16 protein-coding genes and 1 tRNA gene are annotated in these 15,813 nt (G+C 68.8%); 13 read left to right on the top strand and 4 right to left on the bottom strand.

Annotated features, from left to right (window positions below; all coding sequences use genetic code 11):
• Window positions 1-26: 26 nt before the first annotated feature.
• Window positions 27-959, bottom strand: coding sequence for a pseudouridine-5'-phosphate glycosidase (locus tag VHL31_RS14635; protein WP_329661960.1), 933 nt, complete (start codon window positions 957-959; stop codon window positions 27-29).
• An 87-nt stretch (window positions 960-1,046) separates the two neighbouring features.
• On the opposite strand from VHL31_RS14635, the gene VHL31_RS14630 reads away from it, so the two are divergent.
• From VHL31_RS14630 to VHL31_RS14620, 3 genes are all read left to right on the top strand, one after another.
• The gene (locus VHL31_RS14630) at window positions 1,047-1,463 is read left to right on the top strand and encodes a tellurite resistance TerB family protein (protein WP_329661959.1); all 417 of its coding nucleotides are present in this window, start codon (window positions 1,047-1,049) and stop codon (window positions 1,461-1,463) included.
• Window positions 1,464-1,474: 11 nt separating this feature from the next.
• Window positions 1,475-3,010 (top strand): NAD(P)H-hydrate dehydratase, encoded by a 1,536-nt coding sequence (locus VHL31_RS14625; protein WP_329661958.1) that lies wholly within the window; start codon window positions 1,475-1,477, stop codon window positions 3,008-3,010.
• An 87-nt stretch (window positions 3,011-3,097) separates the two neighbouring features.
• Window positions 3,098-5,980, top strand: coding sequence for an EAL domain-containing protein (locus VHL31_RS14620; RefSeq protein WP_329661957.1), 2,883 nt, complete (start codon window positions 3,098-3,100; stop codon window positions 5,978-5,980).
• Window positions 5,981-5,983: 3 nt separating this feature from the next.
• Here the strand turns inward: VHL31_RS14620 and VHL31_RS14615 are convergent, their stop codons facing one another.
• Both VHL31_RS14615 and lipB read right to left on the bottom strand, forming a co-directional pair.
• On the bottom strand, window positions 5,984-6,493 hold the full coding sequence (locus VHL31_RS14615) for a pentapeptide repeat-containing protein (RefSeq protein ID WP_329661956.1): 510 nt from the start codon (window positions 6,491-6,493) through the stop codon (window positions 5,984-5,986).
• 14 nt (window positions 6,494-6,507) lie between these two features.
• On the bottom strand, window positions 6,508-7,209 hold the full coding sequence (gene lipB / locus VHL31_RS14610; RefSeq protein WP_329661955.1) for a lipoyl(octanoyl) transferase LipB: 702 nt from the start codon (window positions 7,207-7,209) through the stop codon (window positions 6,508-6,510).
• Window positions 7,210-7,284: 75 nt separating this feature from the next.
• Here lipB and VHL31_RS14605 point away from each other — a divergent pair.
• From VHL31_RS14605 to wrbA, 5 genes are all read left to right on the top strand, one after another.
• Window positions 7,285-7,371: transfer RNA gene (locus VHL31_RS14605), tRNA-Leu, on the top strand.
• Window positions 7,372-7,478: 107 nt separating this feature from the next.
• A complete protein-coding gene (gene larA, locus VHL31_RS14600) occupies window positions 7,479-8,774 on the top strand; it encodes a nickel-dependent lactate racemase (RefSeq protein ID WP_329661954.1) in 1,296 nt (431 codons plus the stop codon).
• Complete coding sequence (locus VHL31_RS14595; RefSeq protein ID WP_329661953.1) at window positions 8,761-9,936, top strand: LarC family nickel insertion protein; 1,176 nt, start codon at window positions 8,761-8,763, stop codon at window positions 9,934-9,936. Before larA ends, VHL31_RS14595 begins: the two co-directional genes overlap by 14 nt.
• An 8-nt stretch (window positions 9,937-9,944) precedes the next feature.
• On the top strand, window positions 9,945-10,757 hold the full coding sequence (locus VHL31_RS14590; protein ID WP_349262450.1) for an adenine nucleotide alpha hydrolase: 813 nt from the start codon (window positions 9,945-9,947) through the stop codon (window positions 10,755-10,757).
• 70 nt (window positions 10,758-10,827) lie between these two features.
• On the top strand, window positions 10,828-11,430 hold the full coding sequence (gene wrbA / locus VHL31_RS14585) for an NAD(P)H:quinone oxidoreductase (RefSeq protein ID WP_329661951.1): 603 nt from the start codon (window positions 10,828-10,830) through the stop codon (window positions 11,428-11,430).
• 13 nt (window positions 11,431-11,443) lie between these two features.
• On the opposite strand, the gene VHL31_RS14580 is transcribed toward wrbA, so the two are convergent.
• Entirely contained in the window at window positions 11,444-11,671 is a 228-nt protein-coding gene (locus tag VHL31_RS14580; protein ID WP_329661950.1) for a hypothetical protein, read from the bottom strand.
• 99 nt (window positions 11,672-11,770) lie between these two features.
• Here VHL31_RS14580 and VHL31_RS14575 point away from each other — a divergent pair, with 99 nt between their 5' ends.
• The 5 genes from VHL31_RS14575 to VHL31_RS14555 all read left to right on the top strand — a co-directional run.
• Window positions 11,771-12,751, top strand: coding sequence for an ABC transporter substrate-binding protein (locus VHL31_RS14575; RefSeq protein WP_329661949.1), 981 nt, complete (start codon window positions 11,771-11,773; stop codon window positions 12,749-12,751).
• Window positions 12,752-12,827: 76 nt separating this feature from the next.
• Window positions 12,828-13,853, top strand: coding sequence for an ABC transporter permease subunit (locus VHL31_RS14570; protein ID WP_329661948.1), 1,026 nt, complete (start codon window positions 12,828-12,830; stop codon window positions 13,851-13,853).
• The gene (locus VHL31_RS14565; RefSeq protein WP_329661947.1) at window positions 13,846-14,592 is read left to right on the top strand and encodes an ATP-binding cassette domain-containing protein; all 747 of its coding nucleotides are present in this window, start codon (window positions 13,846-13,848) and stop codon (window positions 14,590-14,592) included. Before VHL31_RS14570 ends, VHL31_RS14565 begins: the two co-directional genes overlap by 8 nt.
• 182 nt (window positions 14,593-14,774) lie before the next feature.
• The gene (locus VHL31_RS14560) at window positions 14,775-15,083 is read left to right on the top strand and encodes a hypothetical protein (RefSeq protein WP_329661946.1); all 309 of its coding nucleotides are present in this window, start codon (window positions 14,775-14,777) and stop codon (window positions 15,081-15,083) included.
• Between the two features lie 460 nt (window positions 15,084-15,543).
• A partial coding sequence (locus tag VHL31_RS14555; protein WP_329661945.1) for a hypothetical protein occupies window positions 15,544-15,813 on the top strand: 270 nt, incomplete at its 3' end.

The following is a 15,813-nucleotide window of genomic DNA, read 5'->3' as shown; positions in this document are numbered from 1 at the left end:
CATGAGCGTCGTTCAGGCGAAGCTGGTCAAGTAATATTTCGCCTCTGGGTTGAGAACGGTCGAAGCCCGCAGGCAGTGGCGCAGCGCGCCGCCAGGGCGGCGTTGGCCACGATCAGATCCCGGTTCAGCTCGACCGTCCGGCCGCCGGACAGGTAGGCCATGGCGGCCAGCAAGGCCGGCGTGGCGGCCTTGCCGCTCCGCTCGGCGGCAGGGACGGCCTCCTCGGCCGCCGCCACCAGCGCCGTCACCTCCGCACCGTTCATCGCGAGGCCGGGTGGTGGCGGGGCGGCCAGCACGACGCCGGACGGGAAGCCGAGGTCCTGCCAGCTGCCGCACCAGCGGGCGAGCGCCGCCTCGTCGGCGATCCTCGGCACCGCCAGGCCGGTGCTGGCGGTGTAGAAGCCCGCAAGCTCGTCGGTCTTCCATCCCAGCACCGGCACGCCCAGCGTTTCCAGCCATTCCATCGTGCGCGGCAGGTCCAAGATGATCTTGGCGCCCGCGCACACCACGACGACGCGCGAACGGCGAATGGCATCCAGGTCCGCCGACACGTCCCCGGTCTCCGCCGCCCCCCGGTGCACGCCGCCGATCCCGCCGGTCGCCATCCAGCGAATGCCGACGCGGGCAGCCACCTCCACGGTGGCCGAGACCGTGGTGGCACCGCTGCCGCCCGTCGCCACGACAAAAGGCAGGTCGCGGGTAGCACACTTGGCGATGCCGGGCTCCCTGGCAAAGCGCTCGATCTCGGCCTGGGTGAGCCCCACCCGTACCACGCCGTCCAGGACGCCTATCACCGCCGGCACTGCTCCTTCCCGGACGACGGCCTGGGCCATCTGCCGGGCAGTCTCCAGGTTATGCGGCCAGGGCAGGCCATGACTTACCAGCGTGGTTTCCAGCGCCACCACCGGCCGTCCTGCCGCAAGGGCGTCCTCGATCGCGGTGGCCATCTCGATCGGCAATGGTTGCGACCTTTCCCGGAGATCCGCATATCTGCCGCCCGCGGCCATCCGTGAGCGGATCGCCGGCCGACTTCCAGGGGCATGCCGATGTCGTTGTTCGCTCGTCAACAAAAAGCGCTGGTTTCCACCATGGTCCTGATCGCCGCCGCCGAGGGCGAGATGACCGATGCCGAGCTGGGCATGATCGGCAGGCTCGTCTCCACCCTGCCGGTGTTCAAGGACTTCGACCGGGAAAGTATCACGGAAATCGGGCGGCACGTCGCCCTGCTCCTGCAAAAGTCGCGTGGAGTCGACGAGCTGATCAACGACATCAAGGATTCCCTCGACAAGCCGCTGCGCGAAACGGCCTACCTGCTCGCCTGCGACGTGGCGGCGGCGGACGGCACGGCCGGCCAGGAAGAGCTGGAAGTGCTGCAGAGCATGCGCGACTGGCTGGAGCTGGAACCGCTGGTGGCCTCCGCAATCGAGCGGGCGGCTGCCGCCCGCTTCCGCCGGCATCACTGAGGACGGGCGGCTTGCGGGGCTTTCCCAAGCCGGCACCGGCGGACGGGCTGCTTCTGGCGCCCGGCGACGTCGCGCGACTGGACCGACTGGCGGTGGAAGGAGGCACGCCTGGGCACGTGCTGATGGAGCGGGCCGGCACGGCGGTGGCACGCACGATCACCGCGCGCTACGCCCGGCGTCCGGTGCTGGTCGCCTGCGGCCCCGGCAACAATGGCGGCGACGGCTGGGTGGTCGCCAGGCTGCTGCGGGCCGCCGGCTGGGAGGTCGAGGTCACATCGCTCGTACCGCCTTCAAGCCTTGCCGGTGACGCCCGGGCCGCCGCGGATGGGTGGGACGCATCCTGGGTACCGCCGACAGAACTGTCACCGGTGGCCGCCCGACTGGTCGTCGACGCCCTGTTCGGCGCGGGCCTCGCCCGCGATGTCGACGGCGCCGCGGCGCGCCTGATCGAGCAGATCAACACCGGCAGCGGCCCGGTGGTCGCCGTGGATATTCCGTCAGGGATCGACGGTGCGACCGGCAGCATCCGCGGCATGGCCGTGCGGGCTGACGTTACCGTCACCTTCGTGCGGGCCAAGCCCGGCCTCGTCCTGCTGCCGGGCCGAATCCATGCCGGCGAGATCGTCGCAGCCGACATCGGCATCGAGGAGCGGCACCTCTCGGCTCTGGGCGGGCAGATGAGCATCGACCTGCCCTGCCGTTGGCGTCGTCTCCTGCCACGCCGCGATCTGCTGTCGCACAAATATACCATGGGCCACGCCCTGGTCGTCGGTGGCCCCGCGCATGCGACCGGTGCCGCCCGGATGACGGCCAGCACCGCCTTGCGCATCGGCGCCGGGCTGGTGACGGTCGCGGTCGACCCTGATGCCGTCGCGATCTATGCGGCCGGCCAGGTGGACCTGATGACCGTGCCGCTGCCGGATGAGGAGGCGTTGGACCGGCTGCTGGCGGACGCCAGGCGCAACGCCGTCGCTATCGGCCCTGCCGCCGGAATCGGCGAGCGCACCAGGGACCGGGTGCGGCGGATCCTGGCGGCGGGCAAGCGGATCGTCCTTGACGCCGACGCCCTCACCAGCATCGCTCCATGCGAGCAGCCGCTTGGTGGCGACGCGGTCCTGACGCCCCATCAGGGCGAGTTCGCGCGGCTGTTCCCGGGCCTCCAGGGTGCGCGGATCGAGCGGGCCATGGCGGCCGCGGCGCAGAGCGGTGCCGTGGTCATCCTGAAAGGGGCGGATACGGTCGTGGCTTCGCCCGATGGCCGCGCGACGATCCTGGACCTGGCCGCCCCGGCCCTGGCGACCGCCGGGGCCGGCGACGTGCTGACCGGCGCGGTGCTGGGCCTGCTGGCGCAGGGCATGCCGAGCTTCGAGGCGGCCGCGGCTGCCGTTCGCCTTCACGCCGAGGCCGGCGCCATGCTGAGCACGGGCCTGACCGCCGCCGATCTGCCGTCCGCGATCGGCCGCCGCCTTGCCGCCCACAGCGCGGCACCGCCATTCGCCGGTCCAGGCTTCGGCACGCATGGGTTGACCGGGTCCGGTTTCATTTAACCGCTCGATATCGTGTGGCAAACCGATTACCCGCCGTTGCAATGACGCGGCGACGCAGAGCGCCGTCATCGCACCGAGAGAACTGGCGTGGACGAGGTGAGCGGCTTGGGCGAACGGAACCTGCGTGAAGCGTCGGCCGCGCGGACAGCGATGGACAGCCTGCCGGCAGGCGATGTCGCCGCCATGCTGGACGCGTTGCCCATGGGCCTGCTCCTGGTGACGCGCCCGGACCCGATGCGTCCGCACCCGATCATCGTGTGGGCCAACCGGGCCTTGTGCCGGATCACGGGACTGGACGAGCAGGCCCTGCCGGGCGCGCGCCTGCGCCTGCTGCGGGCGACGGATCCCGTCGATCCGGGCTTTGCCGCGCTCCTCAACGCGCTGCAGACCGGCGAGCCGTGGACGGGCGAGCTCCCGCTCTTTGCCCATGGCAAGCCGCAGCGATGCGCCGTGCAGGCCGCGTCCCTGGCACCGGGCAAGCTCGCTCTTCTGACAGTCGTCGCGAGCGAGGCCGGCAAGGAGACCGGGGAGGCGGCGGATTCCAGTGGCACGTCCCGCCTGCTGGGCGACCTGGTGGGCGGTGGCCTCTACCGGCTCTGCGCCGACGTCGATGCCGGGTTGCGGCTGGAATGGGCGGACCCGACCGTGGAGCGGCTGACCGGCTACTCCATGCCGGAATTGCTGGCACGGGGTGGCCTGTCCGGGATCGTGGTTCCGCGGGACCGTGGCAGGCTGCGTCGCCGCAACCTGGAGTTGATGGCCGGCGTGAGCAGCGACATCAGCTATCGGATCCGCACCGCGCACGGCGCCGAGGTCAGGCTGTTCGACCGGGCGCGGCCGGTCCGGGCAGGATCCGGCAAGGCCCAGGCCGGCATGCCGGTCGAGCGCGTGCTGGGCCTCCTGCGGCAGGGCTCGGCCGAGCGCCAGGAACTTTCCGCACCAGGCCTGCCGCTGGCCGATTACCGGCTCCTCGCCGACCTCCTCGATGCGGCGGTGCTGGCGATCGATGTCGACCTGCGGCTCCTGTGGATCGCGACCGGCCGGGAGGAGGCACTTTGCCGGACGCTGCAGACTCTCGACCACGGACCGCTCGACGACGTCCTGGGCAGCGAGCTCGCCGAGGACTGGCGCGACCGGGTCGAGCAGGCGCTCACCAGCGGGCGGCGCATCGAGGCGACGTTCCAGTGGCCGGCATCGGGCCAGCACTGGGAGATCGTCCTGCAGCCCATGTCCACGGAAACCGTCCTTGGCGTGGTCCGGCCGGTCCGCGCCACGGTACCGGCCGGCGAGGAACGCCCGCCCGGTCCCACCGACGACGGCTTTCTCGATCTGGTGCTCGACCATGTGACGGACGGCGTGCTGGTGGTGGACGCGGCCGGTGCCGTGTGCCGTGCGTCGCGCGCGGCCGAGCGCATCTTCGATCTGGCCGGCGGAGGACTGCTCGGTCGGGCGGCAGCTGAACTGTTCGATCCGCCGCTTTTGGCCCTGGAGGGTGGGCAGGCCGGGCTGAATGGACAGGAGCCTTCCAGGCTCCATGGCGAAAGCCGGGCGATCCGCCGCTCGGGCGAGCATGTTCCGGTCGAGGTGGCCGTGGCCCCTGTCGGCGATGGGCCCGGCGGCGTGCTGATCGTGCGGGACATCACGCTGCGCAAGCAGACCGAGGAGACCATCCGCAACCTCGCCTATACCGACCCGCTGACCGGCCTGCCCAACCGGCTCCTGTTCCTGGACCGCCTGAGCCAGGCGATCGAGCGGGCGCGCCGCGGGCGTCAGCAGCTGGCGGTGATGGTGGTGGACCTGGACCGATTCAAGCTGATCAACGAGAGCCTGGGGCTGGACAAGGGCGACCGGGTCCTGCGGGCGGCGGCAGCACGGATCGGCAACGCCCTGCGCAAGTCGGACACGGTGGCGCGACCCGGCAGCGACGAGTTCCTGATCCTGGCCCTGGCGACCGAAGGAGCCGAGGGTGCGGGCAAGGTGGCGCAGAAGACACTCGACTGTCTGCAGGCACCGTTCCAGATCGCCGGCGACCAGCCGACCGTGGCGGCATCGATCGGCATCTCGCTGTTCCCCTTCGACGGCGACCATCCGGACCAGCTCCTCAAGAACGCGGGCACGGCGCTGGCGCGCGCCAAGGAACAGGGATCCAACACCTATCAGTTCTACACGACCGACATGAACGCCAAGGCCTACCAGCGGCTCGTGCTGGAGAGCCGGCTGCGCAAGGCGGTGGAGCGTGGCGAGCTGCTGCTGCTGCATTTCCAGCCGCTGGTCGGGCTGGCCGAGGACCGGATCGTCGGGGTGGAGGCGCTGCTGCGGTGGAACAGCCCCGAGCTCGGCATGATCCCGCCATCGGATTTCATCCCGATCGCCGAGGAGACGGGCCTCATCCTGCCGATCGGCGACTGGGTGCTGCGCCAGGCCGTGCTGCAGATGCGCGAGTGGCATGCCGAGGGGCTGGAGGGGTTGCGGATCGCGGTGAACATCTCCGCCCGCCAGTTCCAGGCGCGCGACTTCGTCGCCAAGGTCCGCCGGCTGCTGATGGACAGCGCGTTCCCGGGGCCGTGCCTGGAGCTGGAGCTGACCGAGAGCAGCATCATGCAGGACGTCCAGGACACGGTGCACCGGCTGCACGAGCTGGGCGTGCGGGTGACCGTCGACGATTTCGGCACCGGTTACAGCTCGCTCGCCTATCTCAAGCGCTTCCCGATCGGCGCCCTGAAGATCGACCGCTCGTTCATCGCCGACGTGACGACCGATCCGAACGACGCCGCGATCGCGCGGGCGGTCGTGGCACTGGCTGATACGTTGCGGGTCCGGGTGGTCGGCGAGGGCGTGGAAACGAAGGAGCAGCTCGAGTTCCTGCGCGAGCTGGGCTGCCACGAGGCGCAAGGCTTCCTGATCGGGCGGCCGCTCGGCACGGCGGACGCCTTCATCCGCCTGCGCGAGAACGGGACGCCCACGGGCTGACGCTCAGGTGCCGTCGTCCACCACCGGCCCGGAGCTGTTCACGCAGCGGCCGAGCGAGCCGGCAGCACAGATGGTGACGCCGTCCGTCCAGGTGGCACCGGAGAAGTCGGTCCGGAGAAGGTCGGCGGAGGTCAGGAGGGCGCCGGTCAGATCGGCGCCGCGCAGCTTGGCGTCGTAGAGGCGGCTGCCACGCAGGTCGGCACGCACCAGCGATGCACCATCGAGCATGGCGTTGGTGAAGTCGGCACGCTTCAGGTCGGCATCCTCGAGCCGGACCTGCTTGAGATCCGCGCTGATGAACTTGGCGCCACCGGCCCTGCTGCCGCTCAGGTCCGCCCCGACAAGGACGGCACGCTTGAACGACGCCCCGCGCAGATCCGCCTTGGCCAGGTTGACCCCCGCCATGTCCTCGCCATCCATCAAGCAGCGCCGCCACATCACGCCCGGCGCCGCACTGTCGTTGCAGGCTGCCTGCGCGACTTCTGGGCCGATCAGGAGGGCGAAAAGCAACATGGCGGCCGCTGTTCTCATGCCAGAGAACTAGTAGCGGGTTCAGCCGCGTTCAATCGTCCGGGCGTCGACGGCTCGGTCCCTGCGCCAAACCCCGCCTGAAACGTCCGCAGCAGGACCTGGTCGAGGTCGGCAAGGCTGGCCCGGACGCCGAGCTTGGCCAGCGAGGTCACCCCGAACTCCTCGATGCCGCAGGGCACGATCCCGGCGAAATGGGTGAGGTCCGGCGACACGTTGATGGCGATGCCATGATAGGTCACCCAGCGCCTGACCCGCACGCCGACTGCACCGATCTTCTCCTCCATGCCGTTGCGGTTCACCCAGATGCCGACCCTGCCCTCGCGCCGCTCGCCATGCACGCCGAATGCCGCCAAGGCTGCGATGGCCCAGCCTTCCAGCCGGGTGACATAGGCGCGAAGGTCGACGCCACGCCGCTGCAGGTCGAGCATGACATAGGCCACGCGCTGGCCGGGGCCATGATAGGTCCAGCGCCCGCCGCGGCCGGTCTGGAAGGTCGGGAAGCGCTGCGGATCGAGGAGTTCGCCGGCGGCGGCCGACGTGCCGGCGGTATAGAGTGGCGGGTGCTCCACGAGCCAGACCAGCTCGTCGGCACCCTCGTCGCGGATCCGCCTGACCCTGTCTTCCATCGTCGCCACGGCATCCGGATAAGCGACCAGTCCGGGGGCCACACGCCATTCCAGCGCCAAAAGCCTCTCCATTGTCTTGCAGGCCCGATGCGGACCGACTATACCGCGCGGCGCCGGCGGCCAATAGGCCAGGCTCTTAAGCGATGTGCGGTCGTGGCGGAATTGGTAGACGCGCAGCGTTGAGGGCGCTGTGCCCGAAAGGGCGTGGAAGTTCGAGTCTTCTCGACCGCACCAATCCTTCCCATCTCTATGCGAGCGATGGCGGCCAGGCCGGCAGACAGGCTTGAGCCGGAAGCGTGCTTGCGCTTCACCCACCAGCAACGCCGCATGGGAGATCAGGGATGCCGGGCCAGAAGATCGAGATCGCGTTCGGGCGATCGCACGTTCAGCTGAACCTGCCCCCGCATGCCTCCCCATACGTGATCCGCAAGGCGGCCCTGCCGAAGCTGCCCGACCCGCACGGTGCCGTGCGCCAAGCGCTGGACCATCCGGTCGGATCGCCGCCCCTGGCCGAGCTGGCGAAGGGCAAGGCCAGCGCCTGCATCCTGATCTGCGACATCACCCGTCCCGTGCCCAACCGGCTGTTCCTGCGGCCGATGGTCGAGACGATGGTAGGATCCGGCATTCCCCTGGATCGGATCACCATCCTGGTCGCGACGGGCCTGCACCGCCCGAACCTGGGCGACGAGCTGGCCGAGCTCGTGGGCGATCCCTGGGTGATGAATAATGTCCGGATCGAGAACCATTATGCCAGGGACGACGACATGCATGTCGACCTGGGCTTCACCGAGAAGCGCCAGGTGCCGATCCGGCTCGACCGGCGATTGGTCCATGCCGACCTGAAGATCTCGACCGGTCTGGTCGAGCCGCATTTCATGGCGGGCTGGTCGGGCGGCCGCAAGGTGGTGGCCCCGGGCGTCGCCCATCACACCACGATCCGGACGTTCCACTCGGCGCGCTTCATGGAGGACCCGCTGGCGGTCCAGTGCAACCTCGTGGGCAACCCGCTGCACGAGGAGCAGCTCGACATCGTCCGCAAGCTGGGCCCGGTCCACGCGCTGAACACGGTGCTGGATGAGGACCGCGACCTTGCCCATGTCACCTTCGGCGAGGTGATCGAGAGTCATCTGGCGGCGGTGGCCTTCGTGCAGGACGTGAGCCAGGTGAAAGTGCCGCGCAAGTTCAAGACGCTGGTGACCTCCTCGGCCGGCTATCCGCTGGACAAGACCTACTACCAGACCGTGAAGGGCATGGTGACGCCGCTCGACATCCTGGAGCCGGGCGGCACGCTCATCATGGTGTCGGAGTGCTCGGAAGGCTTCGGCTCGCCGGAGTTCAAGGATGCGCAGGCGCGGCTGGTCGAGCTTGGCCCGGAACGGTTCCTGCAGACGCTCACCGCGAAGTCGCTGGCCGAGATCGACGAGTGGCAGACCGAGATGCAGCTGAAGTCGATGCGGTTGGGGCACATTCAGATGTTCACGACCGGGCTGGATCCGGAAGAGCGGCGGATCACGGGCGTGGAGATCGTGCCGTCCCTGGACGAGGCGGTCGCGGCCTCCGTGGCCCGTCATGGCGACGGGGCCGTGGCGGTCATCCCGGAAGGCCCCTACGTGATCCCGATCCATGCCCCTGCCTGAGGGGCCGCTGCACGTTCACCTGGACGTTGCTGGCGGCATCGCCGGGGACATGTTCGTGGCGGCGATGCTGGACGCGCTGCCGGACCTGCGCGAGCGGGTTCTGGCGGACGTCGTGGCCGTGCTGCCCGAGGGTGCCGGCGAGCCGGTGCTGACGGAAGGTCAAAGCGAGGGTATCAGCTGCCTTCGCTTCGGCCTGCAGGCGCCTGCCGTCGCCCCGCCGGACAGTGCCTCGTTCGCCGACATGGTCCGTCGGATCGACCGGGCGGATCTTTCCGACGGCACGGCCAGGCATGCCGAGGCGATCCTGACGATCCTGGCCAATGCCGAGGCAGCCATTCACGGCGTGCTGGTCGCCGACGTACATTTCCATGAGATCGGCGACTGGGACTCCCTTGCCGACGTGGTCGCGGCCGGCAGCATCGTCGCGGCGTTGGACTGGGCGATCTGGACCGCCTCGCCCTTGCCCCGCGGCGGCGGCACCGTGCGGACCCGCCATGGCCTCCTGCCCGTGCCCGCACCTGCCACCGCTGCGATCCTCACCGGCTTCACCTGGAGGGACGACGGCGTGGAGGGCGAGCGCGTTACGCCCACAGGGGCGGCGATCCTCCGCCACCTGATCCCTGATCCCCTTGCCAGGTGGAGGGGCGGACGACTGTTTCGCGGCGGCACCGGTGCCGGCACGCGCCGCCTTCCGGATATGCCGAACGTGTTGCGCGCCATGCTCTTCGAGCCTGCCGGCACGGAGCGCGTCACCGAAGAGGTCGTGGTGCTGAGCTTCGACGTCGACGACATGACCGGCGAGGAGATCGCCGTCGCCTGCGACCGGCTGCGGGAACGAGCTGGCGTGCTGGACCTGACGACGGCGACGAGGCGTGGCAAGAAGGGACGGCCGATCGAGAACTTCCGGCTGCTGGTCGCCCCCGATTCCCTCGAGTTCATCCAGAACGCCTGTTTTGCGGAGACCAGCACGATCGGCCTGCGCTGGCATGTCGAGCAGCGCATCTGCCTGCCCCGGTCGATCGAGCAGGCCGGGCGGATCAGGGTGAAGCGGGTCCGCCGGCCCGACCGGACCCAGACGGTAAAGGCGGAGAGCGACGACGTCACCGGCAACACGCTGGCCGAGCGGCGCCATTTCGCGCGACGGGCGGAGGGCGAGGCGTGAGGGAGCTGATGGAGCTATTGCTGGCGGCCCTCGACCGCCATGACGGACTGGCCGTCGCGGTCAGTGGCGGCGTGGACAGCATGACGCTGGCCTATTTGGCGCACCGGTTCGGCCGGGCCAGCGTGCGGATGGTCCATGCCGTGTCGCCGGCCGTGCCTCCACTGGCGACCGCCCGTGTCGAGCGGCATGCGCAGCGTCATGGCTGGGACCTGGTCGTGGTGGGAGCGGGCGAGTTCGACGATCCCGCCTATCGCGCCAATCCCGTCGACCGGTGCTATTTCTGCAAGACCAACCTGTATGGGCGCATCCTGCGCCTGACGTCCGGTACGATCGCGTCGGGTGCCAACCTGGACGATCTCGGCGACTATCGTCCGGGGCTGCGCGCCGCTGCCGAGCACCGGGTCGTGCATCCTTTCGTCGAGGCGGGCATCGACAAGGCCGGCATCCGCGCCCTGGCGGCGCTGCATGGGCTGGATGATCTGGCCGAGCTTCCGGCCCAGCCCTGCCTGTCCAGCCGGATCGAGACCGGCATCCCGATCGATGCCGAGGACCTGGCCTTCGTGGATCTGGTCGAGCGGGAGCTGGCCGTCCTGCTGCCGGGTGCGGCTGCCATTCGCTGCCGCATCACAGGCGCGGGTGTGCTGCTGGAGCTGGATGGTGACCTGGTCGAGCGGTCCGAAGGCCGGGCCGCCGCCCTTCACGCCGCGGGGCTGGCGCAGGCGTCCGGGCGAAGCCTGGCGGGGGTGCGGCCCTACCGCCGGGGATCAGCGTTCCTGCGCGACGGCAGCATTGTTTCCGCACAGGGGACGATCCGCCCCTAGTCTCGCTGTTGGCAATCCTTTGGCGGCGGCCCATCTCCGTCCTGCTGTTTGTCGTTCGAGGAGATGCGTGATGGCGAAGATCCTGGTGCTCTATTATTCAAGCTGGGGCCATGTCGAGAAGATGGCCTATGCGGCAGCCGAAGGCGCCAAATCGGTGGCCGGTACGGACGTCGTCGTGAAGCGGGTACCGGAGCTGGTGCCACAGGAGGTGCAGGAGCAGTCCCACTACAAGATGGACCAGCCCGCACCGATCGCGGAGCCCAGCGAACTCGCCGACTACGACGCCATCATCTTCGGCACCCCGACCCGCTACGGCAACATGGCCGCCCAGATGAAGCAGTTCCTGGACCAGACCGGGTCGCTCTGGGCACAGGGCAAGCTGATCGGCAAGGTCGGCAGCGTGTTCACGAGCACCGCCAGCCAGCATGGCGGCCAGGAGACCACCTGCACCTCGTTCCACACCGTGCTGCTCCATCACGGCATGGTGATCGTGGGCCTGCCCTATTCCTTCCAGGGGCAGATGGGCCTGGGCGAGATCCTGGGTGGGTCGCCCTATGGTGCCGCCACGATCGCCGGCGGCGACGGTTCCCGCCAGCCTTCCGCCGTCGAGCTGGATGGTGCCACCTTCCAGGGCCGCCACGTGGCCGAGATCGCCACCAAGTTGCACGGCTGAGCGGCAGCGCCGGTCAGCTTGTCGGAGGAACGTCGCCCTGGGAGGCCGAGGCGGCGTTCTTCTTGGCGCGGTACTTGTCGGAGATGAAGAACTCGACGGCCGCATAGACGGTGACGCCTGCGAACAGCCAGAACCAGATCGAGTTCGGCTCGTGCCAGGCTTCGAAGGCCGTCCAGGCCAGGCAGAACAGCAACAGCCCGATGCGCACGGACAGGGGCTTGAGCATCGGATGGGGTTCCAAGGGACAGATCTCCGTTCAAACGGTCGCGACTTGTAAGGGTTTAGCGGCGCCGCTAGCGTCCGGCCACGTCCCGCATGACGGGACGACAGGGAGGACAAGATGGATCGCCGCCATTTCGCGGGTGCATTGGCGCTCGCGACCGCTGCGGGTGCGCTGGTGCGGCCGGCTGCTGCCCAGGACAAGAAGTTCACGATCGCGCTCATCCCCGGGCTCACCACCGACGCGTTCTACATCACGATGCGCAAGGGTGCCCAGGCAGCCGCCGACGCCTTGGGCGTGGAGCTGGTCTTCCAGGGGGCGCCCGAGTTCAACCCGACCCTGCAGGTGCCGGTGCTCCAGGCGGTGATCGCCCGGCAGCCCGACGCGATCCTGATCGCGCCCACCGACAAGCAGCAGTTGATCGCGCCGCTGCGCCAGGCGATCGATGCCGGCATCAGCGTGGTGACCGTCGACACCTTCATCGACGACGGCCTGTACCAGGACGGTTCGGGCGAGGGCGACTTCCCGCTCTCCTATGTCGCCTCGGACAACGTGCTGGGTGGCAAGATGGCGGCTCGGGCCCTGGCCCAGGCCATCGGTGGCAAGGGCAAGGTCTATGTCAGCAACGTGAAACCCGGCATCTCGACCACCGACCAGCGCGAGGAAGGATTCAAGGCCGGCATGGCCGAGTTCCCGGACATCACCGTCCTGGAAACGCAGTTCAACGACAACGACGCCAACAAGGCCTCCTCGCAGCTCCAGGCCGTGTTCGCGCGCAACCAGGACCTGGCGGGCGTGTTCGGCGCCAACCTGTTCTCCGCGTTCGGCGCCGCCGATGGCGTCAAGGCGGCCGGCAAGACCGGCGAGATCAAGGTGGTGGCCTTCGACACGCCGACGCGGATCGTCGACGACCTGAAGAGCGGCTCGGTCGACTTCGCGATTGCCCAGCACCCGGCCGAGATCGGCTTTTTCGGCGTGGTGACGGCGTTCGCGGCGCTGTCCGGCCAGTCCGTCCCCACTTCGATCGGCACGGGCTTCACCGTCATGGACAAGAGCAATATCGACGACCCGAAGATCGCGGCGTTCGTCTACTCGGACTGACCCTTGGGGGCGGAGGAATGGCATTCGGCCGTCCCTCCGCCCGAGCATTTCGCGACCGAATGAGGCTGTACCGCCCTTGGCCACCATCGCCCCGCACGCCCCGGCCGAACGCCATCCGCTGCTCGCCTTCGTGGCCATCGCCTGGTCCTGGCTGTTCCTCCTGATCCTGGTCCTGTTCTTCGAGATCTGGGCCAGGGCTCAGTACGGCTCGACCTTCCTCTTCAATCCCTACAACCTGCAGAGCATCGCGCTGACCGCCTCGATGCCGCTGCTGCTCGCCATGGGCCAGACGCTCGTCATCATCGCCGGCGGCATCGACCTCTCGGTCGGGTTCGTCATGGGGCTGGCCTCGGTGGTCATGGCCACGACCATGCAGCAGCTGACCGGGTTCCATCCGGGCGTGTCGCTCCTGCTGGGTATCGCGGCGGCGCTGGCGGTGAGCATCATCCCGGGCCTGGTCAGCGGCACGCTGATCGCGCGCCTGGCGATCCCGGCCTTCATCGGCACGCTCGGCATGTATGGCGTGTGCCGCGGCGTGGGCTTCCTGACGGCCAGCGGGACGACCGTGCCCGTCAACAACCCATGGCTGTTCCAGCTGGGCAACGCCAAGCTGGTGGGCGTCCCGGTGCCCGTCATCATCGCGCTCCTGGTGATGCTGGCGATGCACTGGCTGCTCCAGGAAAGCCGGTTCGGCCGCTACACCTATGCGATCGGGGGCAACAAGGCAGCCTCGATCCGTGCGGGCATCGACGTGCCCAAGCACACCGTGCTGCTCTACATGCTGGCAGGGTTCTGCGCGGGCATTGCCGGCGTGATCTACACGGCGCGCTTTTCGGCCGGTGCGGCCCAGGGCGGCGAGCCGCTTCTCCTGGACAGCATCGCCGCGGTCGTGATCGGGGGCGCGTCGCTGTTCGGCGGGTCGGGCACGATCATCGGCACGGTGATCGGCGCGCTGATCATCGCGGTCATCCAGTACGGCCTGGTCTTCATCGACGTCGCGCCGTTCTGGCAGTTCGTGGCCGTGGGGGTCGTGATCATCGTGTCGGTGCTGATCGACCAGTCGCGGGAACGGCTCACCGGCGGGGTGCGACGCGATGTCTGAGCCGCTCCTGGCGATCCGCCACCTCACCAAGCGCTTTGGCGGGGTCACGGCGCTGGAGGATGTCGACCTGACGGTGCGCCGGGGCGAGGTGCTGGCGCTGGCAGGCGACAACGGTGCGGGCAAGTCGACGCTGATCAAGGCGATCGCCGGCGTGCACAGCCGCGATGAGGGCGAGATCCACTTCAAGGGCACGGCCGTCGACTTCGCCAGCCCCTCGGCGGCCCGCGCCGCCGGCATCGAGACGATCTACCAGGACCTGGCGCTCGCAGACAATCTGGACGTCGGCGCCAACGTCTTTCTCGGCCGCGAGCGCTTCACGCGGTTCCTGGGCCTGCTGCCGCGGCTCGACCGCGAGACGATGCGCCAGGAGGCGGAGAAGGTCCTCCATCAGCTGGAAATCGACATCGAGCCCAAGAAGCTCGTCCAGCCCGTGCGCAACCTGTCGGGCGGCCAGCGGCAGGCCGTCGCGATCGGCCGTGCCATCTACTGGAAGGCCGAACTGCTGATCATGGACGAACCCACCGCCGCCCTGGGCGTGCCGGAGCAGCGCAAGGTCATGGAACTGATCGCACGCCTCAAGGCCCAGGGCGTGGCCATCATCTTCATCAGCCACAATCTCGGCGACATCTTCGCCGTCTCCGACCGGATCCTGGTCCTGCGCCGCGGCCGCAACGCCGGCGAGCGGCGGATCGACCAGACCGACGGCGACGAGGTGGTCAAGATGATGGTCGGTGGGTGAAGCAGGCCCTGTTCCGCCTGCGCCTGGGCACACGGTCGATGCCCCTGCCGGCGCCTCAGGATCTGGTCCCCGTCTGATGGAGGGCGGATCAACGCCGGGCGCTCGAAGCTGGGCACCTCCAAAAGCCACTCGGGCATAGCCGGCATCGATGGCGGGATGAGGCTGTGAAGCAGGAGGCGGTGATGGCGGGTCAGGCTGGCTTCTTCGGTGTCGAGGAGCGGCTGGCCGACCGGTCGAAGAACGACGATGACCTCGAACGCGTGGCTGCCGTGGTGGACTTCGATCTATTCGCCCGGCAGCTGCGGGAAGCGGGCTACCTCGCCATGTCCGGTCAGCCTGTCGTTGCCGGCATCGTGACTTCATCCAAGCAGCGGAACACGAAGGTGGAGAAGCAGGCGCTCAAGGAGGAGCGCATGTCCGAGGAGTGGCAGGCCAAGCCAGCAAAGCTCCGCCAGAAGCATCAGAATGCCTCGCCCGCCAAGGTCTCCTAATCTTGGCACCTTTGGTGCTGGATGATCCGTCTGCTGACGGATCATGGACGATCAAGGACACCAAGGCCGAGCCGTTGGAGGATGGGCGGAAGCAGGCCGAGTTTGGGGTCCCGGCCTTGGCTATCAGAACCACATCAGCACCCACGGATGCTGGCGCGCACGAGGGAAGTAGCCTGGGTGTCCTGCTCGAGCCGGGCAATACATCGGCGGCCGTCCCGCGGCGGTCTGCTGACCGCCGTTCCTGCGGAACTGGATCGATCCCCTGCCGCGATCGATGGGCAATAGTGGCCAGCGATCGAAGAAGAATGGGGCGCTGCCATCCCGGCGGATGCTGGCAAGTCGCGTCTATCGCAACAAGGTGGCGCATCGCCCGATGCCAGGTCGGACTTCCAGAGCGAACGCGAAGAAGTCGGCCATCCGCACACCAATCGAGCACGTGTCTGCCTGGCAGAAGGCGAGGATGGGCCTGTTCGTCCGCACGATCGAGCGTCAGCGGACGCTCGATCCGATCTCCGAGGGAGACGCCGGCAGGAGCTGGCGGCGGCGGCATCGCCTCAAGCCGCAACCAAGATCGGGCTCGCCAACCTCCTCAACAATCTATGGACGCCCCCCGCCGCAAGGTGTTCTGGTGCCGTCGGCGGCATTGGATGCGCAGATCTATCCGGCCTGTCGCTGGAGCGGTGAGGCTCCTGGCCTTGATGGTGATCCGCTGCCTCTGACGTCATCACAT

Source organism: Geminicoccus sp. (assembly GCF_036263595.1).
In the GTDB taxonomy this organism is placed as follows: Bacteria; Pseudomonadota; Alphaproteobacteria; order Geminicoccales; family Geminicoccaceae; genus Geminicoccus.
The sequence above is the reverse complement of the archived record's forward strand: the minus strand, read 5'-3'. Positions and strand labels throughout refer to the sequence as shown.

What these genes read in the sequence shown, in the direction of transcription:
- VHL31_RS14630 (WP_329661959.1), top strand. Translation starts at nt 1,047, where the DNA reads ATGTCGTTGTTCGCTCGTCAACAAAAAGCGCTGGTTTCCACCATGGTC.
- VHL31_RS14615 (WP_329661956.1), bottom strand. Translation starts at nt 6,493, where the DNA reads ATGTTGCTTTTCGCCCTCCTGATCGGCCCAGAAGTCGCGCAGGCAGCC.
- lipB (WP_329661955.1), bottom strand. Translation starts at nt 7,209, where the DNA reads ATGGAGAGGCTTTTGGCGCTGGAATGGCGTGTGGCCCCCGGACTGGTC.
- larA (WP_329661954.1), top strand. Translation starts at nt 7,479, where the DNA reads ATGCCGGGCCAGAAGATCGAGATCGCGTTCGGGCGATCGCACGTTCAG.
- VHL31_RS14595 (WP_329661953.1), top strand. Translation starts at nt 8,761, where the DNA reads ATGCCCCTGCCTGAGGGGCCGCTGCACGTTCACCTGGACGTTGCTGGC.
- VHL31_RS14590 (WP_349262450.1), top strand. Translation starts at nt 9,945, where the DNA reads ATGGAGCTATTGCTGGCGGCCCTCGACCGCCATGACGGACTGGCCGTC.
- wrbA (WP_329661951.1), top strand. Translation starts at nt 10,828, where the DNA reads ATGGCGAAGATCCTGGTGCTCTATTATTCAAGCTGGGGCCATGTCGAG.
- VHL31_RS14575 (WP_329661949.1), top strand. Translation starts at nt 11,771, where the DNA reads ATGGATCGCCGCCATTTCGCGGGTGCATTGGCGCTCGCGACCGCTGCG.
- VHL31_RS14565 (WP_329661947.1), top strand. Translation starts at nt 13,846, where the DNA reads ATGTCTGAGCCGCTCCTGGCGATCCGCCACCTCACCAAGCGCTTTGGC.
- VHL31_RS14560 (WP_329661946.1), top strand. Translation starts at nt 14,775, where the DNA reads ATGGCGGGTCAGGCTGGCTTCTTCGGTGTCGAGGAGCGGCTGGCCGAC.